The organism is Sinomonas sp. G460-2 (genome assembly GCF_047759905.1).
Taxonomy (GTDB): Bacteria; Actinomycetota; Actinomycetes; order Actinomycetales; family Micrococcaceae; genus Sinomonas.
The window spans coordinates 1-5,437 of the sequence record NZ_JBKZWT010000248.1 but is presented as its reverse complement, the minus strand read 5'-3'; the positions used below and the strand labels follow the sequence as shown (position 1 = coordinate 5,437).

The following is a 5,437-nucleotide window of genomic DNA, read 5'->3' as shown; positions in this document are numbered from 1 at the left end:
CGGTGCCCGCGAGGTTGCGCACATGGTCCGCGCCCATGATGCCGGCGCCGATGACGCCCACTCGGATGGTCATGCTGAGTCCCTTCTCAGTGATGTGGGAACGTTCCAAGACTGCTCGGCTCACACTCTAGTTCATCGACTGCTGAGTAGGTGTCGTTTTGAGGCCCCAAAACGACAGTTACCCAGCAGTCGATGCAGGCGTTAACGAACGACGACGGCGCCGCTCGGCTGGGTGCCGGGCCGCGCCGTCGTTCGTGGAAGCCGAGGTGAGATGTGGCCAGTCGCGGGTTCAGGCGGTGGCGCTGTCGATGCCGACAGTCTCGATGTCCGCCTTGGCTTCCTCGAGGGCCTCGCTGTGGCCGCCGAGCTGTTCGAGCTCGTGCGCAAGCTCGGCGAGTTCCGCGCCGCCGGCCATCTGGGCGGTGAGCTCCTCGAGGGTGATGTCCTTCTTGTCGTAGTAGCCGATCGAGCGCCCGCGCTTCAGGAGCAGGAACCGGTCCCCGACGGGGAAGGCGTGGTGCGGGTTGTGGGTGATGAAGATGACGCCGAGGCCCCGGTCGCGGGCCTGGAGGATGTAGCGCAGCACCACGCCGGACTGCTTCACGCCCAGAGCCGCCGTGGGCTCGTCCAGGATCAGGACCTTGGCCCCGAAGTACACCGCGCGGGCGATCGCGACGCACTGGCGCTCGCCACCAGAGAGCTGGCCGATGGGCTGCTCGACATCGCGCAGGTCGATGCCCATGTCCGCCAGTTCCTTCTTGGTGATCTCCTTCATCCGGTTCACGTCCATGCGCCTGAGCGGGCCCCAGCCGGTGGTGAGCTCGGAGCCGAGGAAGAAGTTGCGCCAGATCGGCATGAGCGAGACCACCGCGAGGTCCTGGTACACGGCGGCGATGCCGGAGTCGAGGGCCTCCCGCGGGCTGCTCAGCTTGCGGGGCTCGCCCATGATGCTGAAGGTGCCCTCGTCGTGCTGGTGCAGGCCCGCGATGATCTTGATGAGCGTGGACTTCCCGGCGCCGTTGTCGCCGAGCACGCACGTGACGCGGCCGTTGTCCACGGCCATGGTCACGTCCCGCAGGGCGATGACGTTGCCGTAGTGCTTGCCCACGGCGTCGAGCTTGAGCAGGTGGACGGCGCGGTCGGTGAGCGGGTCGGTCTCCCCGGACCCGGCCCGCAGCTCGGCGTTGGAGATGTTCCGGGCCTTGGCCTCGGCGCGGGTTTCCGCCTGGGCCTCGGCCTTCGCCTCGGCGGGCGAGCTGTTCTGGGCTTCCATGATGCGACCTTCCTTGGTGCCGTCCGTCATTTCCGTTCCGCCCGGTTCTTCACGATGAGGTTCACGATCGTGGCCAGCAGGAGCATGAGGCCGAGGAAGAACTTGAACCAGTCCGGGTTCCACTGGGCGTAGACGATGCCCTTGTTGGCCATGCCGAAGATGAAGGCCCCGATCGCCCCGCCCACGGCCGAGCCGTAGCCGCCCGTGAGGAGGCAGCCGCCGATGACTGCGGCGATGATGTAGAGGAACTCGTTGCCCACGCCCTCGCCGGACTGCACGGCGTCGAACGCGAACAGGTTGTGCATTCCGAGGAGCCAACCACAGAAGCCCACGCCCATGAACAGGCCGATCTTGGTCCGGGTGACCGGGACGCCCACGGCCCGGGCCGCGTTCGCGTCCCCGCCGGCCGCGAAGATCCAGTTCCCCACGCGGGTGCGCAGCAGGATCCACGAGGCGATGAGCACGAGGACGATCCAGTAGAAGACCGTGACCTTGATGTCGACGCCGGCGATATTCACCGAGGAGGCGAAGATCGCCTTCGCCGCACCGAATCCGTCCATCTGCGCGATCGACGGCGAGGACACGGCGCCGCCGATGAGGCGCGTGAGAGCGAGGTTCAGGCCGGTGAGCATGAGGAAGCTCGCCAGGGTGACGATGAAGGACGGGAGCTTGGTCTTGACCAGGATCCACCCGTTGACGAACCCGATGCCGAGGGAGACGACGAGGGCCAGGAGCACCCCGATCCACACGTTGACGCCGAAGTTCCACGAGAAGAGGGACGCGGTCAGGGCCGAGGAGATGACGGCGACGCCGGCCGAGAGGTCGAACTCGCCCCCGATCATGAGCAGCGAGACCCCGACCGCCATGATCCCGATCGTGGAGGACCCGTACAGGACCGTCGCGAACGCGTTCGGCTGCAGGAACGTGCTCGAGACCGCGGAGAAGAAGATGAACAGGACGATCGCGCCCACGAGCGCACCGACCTCCGGGCGCCCCAGGAGCTTCTGGAACGGGCTCCGGCGCCCGATCCTCTCGTCCGCGGAAGGTGCCGGGGCAGGGGCCGACGGCAGGGTTGCTGTTGCCATGGGAAGACTCCTTGTCGGTCGGGCCGCGCGGCGCGAGGCGCTGCGCGGCCCTTTCCTGATCTAGCGGACGCCCTGCTGGGCGAACTTGAGGACGTCGGCCGCGTTGGACTTGTCGACGATGGTCGGCCCGGTCAGGACGGGCTGCCCACCACCGAGCTTGAACCCACCGCGCTTGTTCTGCCAGAGCGCGTCGACCGACATGTAGCCCTGGAGCCACGGCTGCTGGTCGACCGTGAAGATGACCTTGCCGTCCACGATGTCCCGGGCGAGCTCGGCGTTGAGGTCGAAGCTCGCGACCTTCGCGGAGCTGCCCGCATCAGTGACGGACTTGAGGAGCGTGATGGTGATGGGGGCGCCGAGGCCCACAATCACGTCTGCGTCCTTCGAGGCCTGGAGCTTCGCCGTCGCCGTCGACTGGACGGACGTCATGTCCTGGCCGTTCACGTACAGGATCTCGGTGCCCGGCACCTTCGTCTTGACGCCTGCGCAGCGGTTCTCGAGGCCAACGTGTCCCTGCTGCTGGATGACACAGATCGGGTGCTTGAAGCCCTGCGAGGCGAGCTTCGTGCCGACTGCCTCGCCCGCGAGCTTCTCGTTCGAGCCGAAGTGGGTGAACGCGCCGAGCTTGGCGGAGACGTCCTCGCCAGCGTTGAGGCTCACCACCGGGATGCCCGCGTCGGTGGCCTTCTTGACCACGTCCTTGAGCGCGTCGGGGGTCGCGAGGGTCACGGCGATGCCGTCGACCTTCTGGTCGATGGCCTGCTGGACGAGCTGGGCCTGGCGGCCCGCCTCGGGGTCGTTGAGGTATTGAAGGTCCACGTTGTCCTTCGAAGCCGCCTCCTCGGCGCCCTTGCGGACGATGTCCCAGAACGTGTCGCCTGCCGCGGCGTGCGTGATGAGGGCGACCTTGATGCGGGGCGTCGACGCGGCCTGCCCGCCGCCGCTGTTGCTGCTGACTTCTTGCTTCCCCCCGCCGGAGCAGGCCGAGAGGGCGAGCATCGGGACTGCGAGCGCCGCGATCGCCGCGTGGCGCCACGAGAATTTGGTCACGAGAATCTCCTTCGATCCATGGCCTGGCCGGACCGCTCTCCGCGGTCTCTCAGCCTTGGCTAGATCTTGGGTGATGCGCGTCACCAATGTCAACACTTTGTCCACACATAAGTACTTTTACGTGGAACGCTCCACGATGGATCTGCGCATTTGTCACCTTGGGCATACTTTCGCGACACCCTCGCCAAAGAGCCGCAATCGCTGACGTGACGCGGATCATAGTGTTAGGATCAACCTAGGATATTTGTCCTATCAAATAAACATGCGAAGCAGGGCGTAGGCCCACCGCCAGCCCAAGGAGGGGTCATGGCCACCAGCCTCAACATCCCCATCGACCGCTCGTCCCCCGTACCGCTCTACCATCAGGTGGTCCAGGGCATCGAGGCGATGATCCGCAGCGGCGCCCTCGAGGCGGGATCCAAGCTCGAGAACGAGATCGAGCTCGCGGCCCAACTCAACCTCTCGCGCCCCACGATGCGCAAGGCCATGGACGAACTCGTCCGGGCCGGGCTGCTCGTCCGCAAGCGCGGCGTCGGGACCCAGGTGGTGTCGAGCCAGGTGCGCCGGCACCTCGAGCTGTCGAGTCTGTGGGACGACCTCTCGCGGGGCGGCCAGGAGCCCACCACGCGGGTGCTCGCGTTCCGGCACGGCCCGGCCGAAGCCGAGATCGCGGACACGCTCCAGCTCCCGCCAGGCGTGGGCGTCTACCACTTCACGCGCCTGCGCTCGGTGGGAGACAAGCCGCTCGCCCTCATGGAGAACTGGGTGCGCGACGACGTCGCCGAGCTCACCGAGGAGGGCCTGCGCCAGCGCGGCATGTACCAGATCCTGCGCGAGGCGGGCGTGAACTTCCGGCTCGCGAACCAGCGCATCGGCGCGACCGTGGCGGACGAGTACCAGGCCGAGCTCCTCCAGACCTCGGCGGGTTCCGCGCTCGTCACCATGGAGCGCACCGCCGTGGATGACACGGGCCGCAACGTCGAGACCGGCCGGCACGTGTACCGGGCCGACTCCTACAGCTTCGAGATGACCCTGGTCCAGCGTTGACGGCAGGCCGGGACCGACCCGAAAGGTAAACACATGGCAGAGTGGGTCTACCCCCTCGGCAGCGCCGCGGACGACGCCTGGCAGGTTTCGCTCGGCGCCCACGACAGCGCGACCCCCGTGCGCGGCTGGGCATACACGGGCCTCAAGGTCGCCGAACTCGCCGCCGGCGCGATTATTCGCCTCGAAGCCGCCGACGAGGAGCGCATCGTCGTCCCGCTCGAGGGCACCTTCGCGGCAACGGTCGACGGCGATGCCTACTCCCTGCGCGGGCGCGCCTCCGTCTTCGCGGGCCCGAGCGACGTGCTCTACACGGGAATCGGGAAGGCCGTGGAGATTTCGAGCACAAGCGGCGGCCGCGTCGCCGTCGCCCTCGCGCCCGCCAAGGTGGAGTACCCCACCCGCCTGGTGCGCGCCGAGGAGACCCCCGTCGAGCTGCGCGGCGCGGGCAACTGCTCGCGCCAGGTGCACAACTTCGGCACGCCGGCCGCGCTCGAGGCGGACCGCTTCATCGTGTGCGAGGTCATCACGCCTGCTGGCAACTGGTCCTCCTACCCTCCTCATAAGCACGACGAGGAGAAGGACGGCGAGACCTCGCTCGAGGAGATCTACTACTTCGAGACGCGTCTGGCCCCTGGCTCCCCGGTCGGCCGTGGCTCCGCGGGCGACGCCGCCGGGCAGGACCCCGTGGGCTACGCGCGCGTCTACGCCTCGGACGCGCGGCCCATCGACGTCAACGCCGAGGTGCGGACCGGGGACGTCGTCCTAGTCCCCTACGGCTGGCACGGCCCCGCGATGGCGGCCCCCGGGTACGACCTGTACTACCTCAACGTCATGGCCGGCCCCGGCCGGGTGCGCGACTGGCTCATCAGCGACGACCCGCACCACGGCTGGATCAGGAGTACCTGGGAGGGCCAGGACATCGACCGGCGCCTCCCCTTCACGGCCTAACCATCCAGGGGTCACCTCCCGCGGGTGACGCACC

General features: G+C 67.8%; 5 protein-coding genes. 2 read left to right on the top strand and 3 right to left on the bottom strand.

What is annotated here, in order from left to right:
- Positions 1–289: 289 nt before the first annotated feature.
- The 3 genes from ACLN58_RS17205 to ACLN58_RS17195 are packed head-to-tail and all read right to left on the bottom strand — an operon-like array spanning position 290 to position 3,408.
- Positions 290–1,273 (bottom strand): ATP-binding cassette domain-containing protein, encoded by a 984-nt coding sequence (locus ACLN58_RS17205; RefSeq protein WP_415856470.1) that lies wholly within the window; start codon positions 1,271–1,273, stop codon positions 290–292.
- Between the two features lie 26 nt (positions 1,274–1,299).
- Positions 1,300–2,358, bottom strand: coding sequence for an ABC transporter permease (locus ACLN58_RS17200; RefSeq protein ID WP_415856469.1), 1,059 nt, complete (start codon positions 2,356–2,358; stop codon positions 1,300–1,302).
- Positions 2,359–2,418: 60 nt separating this feature from the next.
- Entirely contained in the window at positions 2,419–3,408 is a 990-nt protein-coding gene (locus tag ACLN58_RS17195; RefSeq protein WP_415856468.1) for a substrate-binding domain-containing protein, read from the bottom strand.
- 306 nt (positions 3,409–3,714) lie between these two features.
- Here ACLN58_RS17195 and ACLN58_RS17190 point away from each other — a divergent pair, with 306 nt between their 5' ends.
- Complete coding sequence (locus tag ACLN58_RS17190) at positions 3,715–4,455, top strand: GntR family transcriptional regulator (RefSeq protein WP_415856467.1); 741 nt, start codon at positions 3,715–3,717, stop codon at positions 4,453–4,455.
- Between the two features lie 33 nt (positions 4,456–4,488).
- On the top strand, positions 4,489–5,403 hold the full coding sequence (gene iolB / locus ACLN58_RS17185) for a 5-deoxy-glucuronate isomerase (protein ID WP_415856466.1): 915 nt from the start codon (positions 4,489–4,491) through the stop codon (positions 5,401–5,403).
- Positions 5,404–5,437: the final 34 nt, after the last annotated feature.

Coding starts and splice junctions, on each gene's coding strand:
- ACLN58_RS17205 (WP_415856470.1), bottom strand. CDS start 1,273: ATGGAAGCCCAGAACAGCTCGCCCGCCGAGGCGAAGGCCGAGGCCCAG.
- ACLN58_RS17200 (WP_415856469.1), bottom strand. CDS start 2,358: ATGGCAACAGCAACCCTGCCGTCGGCCCCTGCCCCGGCACCTTCCGCG.
- ACLN58_RS17190 (WP_415856467.1), top strand. CDS start 3,715: ATGGCCACCAGCCTCAACATCCCCATCGACCGCTCGTCCCCCGTACCG.
- iolB (WP_415856466.1), top strand. CDS start 4,489: ATGGCAGAGTGGGTCTACCCCCTCGGCAGCGCCGCGGACGACGCCTGG.